This window comes from Flavobacterium sp. (genome assembly GCF_043720215.1).
Lineage (GTDB): Bacteria > Bacteroidota > Bacteroidia > Flavobacteriales > Flavobacteriaceae > Flavobacterium.
In genome coordinates this window covers 1-2,913 of sequence record NZ_JAYSSZ010000242.1, presented here as the reverse complement: position 1 = coordinate 2,913, position 2,913 = coordinate 1, and the positions used below count along the sequence as shown (strand labels likewise).

Here is a 2,913-nt window from a genome sequence, read left to right as displayed (position 1 = left end):
TGGGTACGCTTTACATAGCGAGGTTCCTGGGTGTTTTCCATAACGATGAATTTATGTATCGCTATTTTAGGACAAGACATTTCATATAAAAAAATAGGCTGTCCCAAAAAGACAGCCTATTTTTTTACCATTTATTAAAAATGTGTACTATAAATTATCCTCAGCAAACCATTCAGCAAACGAAGTTTCTGTTTCTTGCAAACGCAAAGAATACAGTTTTATCGATTCAGGTAATCGTTTTTTTATTTTATCTGCAAAATCTATTACCATATTTTCGCTTGTAGGTTGGTAATTAACAAGAATAACTTCATGACCACGAGATTTTAGTTCCTGAGCCAATTCGATATGTGGAGTAGTTTCATTAAAAACAGTAGCATGGTCAAAAACATCTACAATATCTTCTTTTACTATTTTTTTTAGGTCAGAAAAATCAATTACCATTCCAAATTTTACATTATTTCTGTCCGAAATTGGCGTTCCAATAACCGTAACCGAAAGCTTGTAACTATGTCCGTGTACATTCTTACATTTCCCGTCATAACCGTATAAGGCATGACCAGTTTCGAAACTAAATTGCTTGGTAATTCTTATTTTGCTCATAAAAAAGTAATTGAATGCAAAGGTATTAAATAAACACGGATTTCACGAATTATCACAAATTTGAGTTTAAAAAAAGTTTGAGATAATTTGAGTTTAACAAAAAAAAAGCCCAATTTCTTGGGCGTTTTGTAAACTATAAGTTAGTATAGACTAAGCTTCAAAAGCAACTACAGAAACATAAGATTTGTTTTCACCTTTTTTCTGAAATTTCACTAATCCGTCAACTCTTGCATGTAAAGTATGATCTTTACCCATGTAAACGTTTTCTCCTGGATTGTGTTTAGAACCTCTTTGTCTAACAATGATATTTCCAGCTATTGCAGCTTGACCACCATAAATCTTAACACCTAAGCGTTTTGATTCTGATTCTCTACCATTTTTCGAACTACCGACACCTTTCTTGTGAGCCATGACGTTTTGGTTTTATAAGTTAATAAATTAATTAAACAGCTTTACCACCGTTTAATTCATCTTGTAATTTTTTTAATTCATCCATTTTACCATCTGTAGCAAGTTGTGCTTGTTGCGCCCAAGTAGTTGGATCTAAATGTTGTACTTTAGCTTCTGCTGCATCTAAAATCGTATTGATTTTTTCTGCTTTCGTTTTAGCTAATTTTGCGAATGTATCAATTCCGGCAGCAACTAACACTTCAGCAGCTTTAGGACCAATACCTTCAATGATTTTTAAATCATCTCCTTTAGCAGCTTTAGCTTTTGGAGCTTTAGGTTCTGCTACTGGAGCATCTACTAATTTCTCTGCTTTTGGAGCTGCAACTTTTTCTGCTTTTGGAGCCGCTTTTTTAGCGCCTGTAGCTGAAATGCTTTCAATTACAATTTGAGTAAGATACTGTCTGTGACCGTTTCTTTTCTTGTAACCTTTTCTTCTTTTCTTTTTGAAAACGATTACTTTATCTCCTTTTAAGTGTTGTAACACTTTAGCTTCTACTGAAGCACCTTCTATAGCTGGGGCGCCTAAAGTGATTGTGCCATTGTCGTCTAATAAAAGAACTTTATCAAAAGAAACTTTTGATCCTTCTTCATTAGTCAAACGGTGAACATAAACCTTTAAGTCTTTGCTTACTTTAAATTGTTGCCCTGCTATCTCTACGATTGCGTACATAACAATAATGTTTAGTTAATTTTTTTAAGTCTGCAAATATACAACTATTTATGAAACAAGCAAGTTGACTGTGAAAAAAGTTCTAAATACTTTTACATAGACCTATTTTTTTCATAAATTTAGGTTAAACCAAAGAATGAAAATTTAAAATAAAGTATATTTGATGTAACAAAAAACAAAATTAGCATACTAAAAAGAAACAAATTACTAATCATTATGAAAAAATCGTTAATGGCTATAGGTTCATTATTCCTTCTAGGCGGAACAGCTACAGCTCAAAAAGTAGCTTTTCAAGAGTACACACTCGACAACGGATTGCATGTTATTTTGCATGAAGACAAATCGGCTCCAGTAGTTATAACATCTGTTATGTACCATGTTGGGTCAAAAGATGAAAATCCTGAAAGAACTGGATTTGCTCACTTTTTTGAGCATTTATTATTTGAAGGAACAAAAAATATCGCTCGCGGCGAATGGTTTAAAATTGTAACCTCTAACGGAGGAATAAACAATGCAAATACTTCCGATGACAGAACGTATTATTATGAGGTTTTCCCTTCTAACAATCTTGAATTAGGATTGTGGATGGAATCAGAAAGATTAATGCATCCTGTTATCAATCAAATCGGGGTTGATACTCAAAATGAAGTAGTTAAAGAAGAAAAACGTCTTCGTGTAGACAATCAACCTTACGGAAACTTAATAGCTCAGGTTAAGAAAAATATGTTTATAAATCATCCGTATCGTTGGGCAACCATTGGTTCTATGGAACATTTAGACGCTTCAAAATTAGAAGAATTTCAAGCATTTAATAAAAAATACTACATTCCTAACAATGCAGTTTTGGTTGTAGCGGGAGATTTGAACGATATTACTAAAACAAAAGAATGGATTCAGAAATATTTTGGATCAATCCCTAAAGGAACTCCGATTGAAAGAAAAACATTTACTGAAGAACCAATCACTCAAACATTGAAAGCTTCTTACCAAGATTCGAATATTCAAATTCCTATGATGGTTGCTTCTTATAGAACTCCTTCTATGAAAACACGTGATGCTAGAGTTTTAGATATGATTTCAACTTATTTAAGTGATGGAAAAAGCTCTAAATTATACAAAAAAGTAGTCGATGATAAAAAAATGGCTTTGCAAATAGGAGCCTTTAATTATTCTCAAGAGGATCACGGATTGTA

At 32.7% G+C, this 2,913-nt stretch carries 4 protein-coding genes; 1 reads left to right on the top strand and 3 read right to left on the bottom strand.

Annotation, left to right across the window (positions count from 1 at the left end; all coding sequences use genetic code 11):
* Positions 1-147: 147 nt before the first annotated feature.
* The 3 genes from ACHZC3_RS10700 to rplU form a co-directional block, all read right to left on the bottom strand.
* Positions 148-600, bottom strand: a complete 453-nt coding sequence (locus ACHZC3_RS10700) for a 6-pyruvoyl trahydropterin synthase family protein (protein ID WP_394759851.1) — start codon at positions 598-600, stop codon at positions 148-150.
* Between the two features lie 150 nt (positions 601-750).
* On the bottom strand, positions 751-1,011 hold the full coding sequence (rpmA, locus tag ACHZC3_RS10695) for a 50S ribosomal protein L27 (RefSeq protein WP_091476103.1): 261 nt from the start codon (positions 1,009-1,011) through the stop codon (positions 751-753).
* 31 nt (positions 1,012-1,042) lie between these two features.
* Positions 1,043-1,720, bottom strand: a complete 678-nt coding sequence (gene rplU / locus ACHZC3_RS10690) for a 50S ribosomal protein L21 (RefSeq protein ID WP_394759850.1) — start codon at positions 1,718-1,720, stop codon at positions 1,043-1,045.
* A gap of 216 nt (positions 1,721-1,936) precedes the next feature.
* On the opposite strand from rplU, the gene ACHZC3_RS10685 reads away from it, so the two are divergent.
* Positions 1,937-2,913, top strand: a 977-nt coding sequence (locus tag ACHZC3_RS10685; RefSeq protein ID WP_394759849.1) for a M16 family metallopeptidase, incomplete at its 3' end; no start/stop codon positions are given.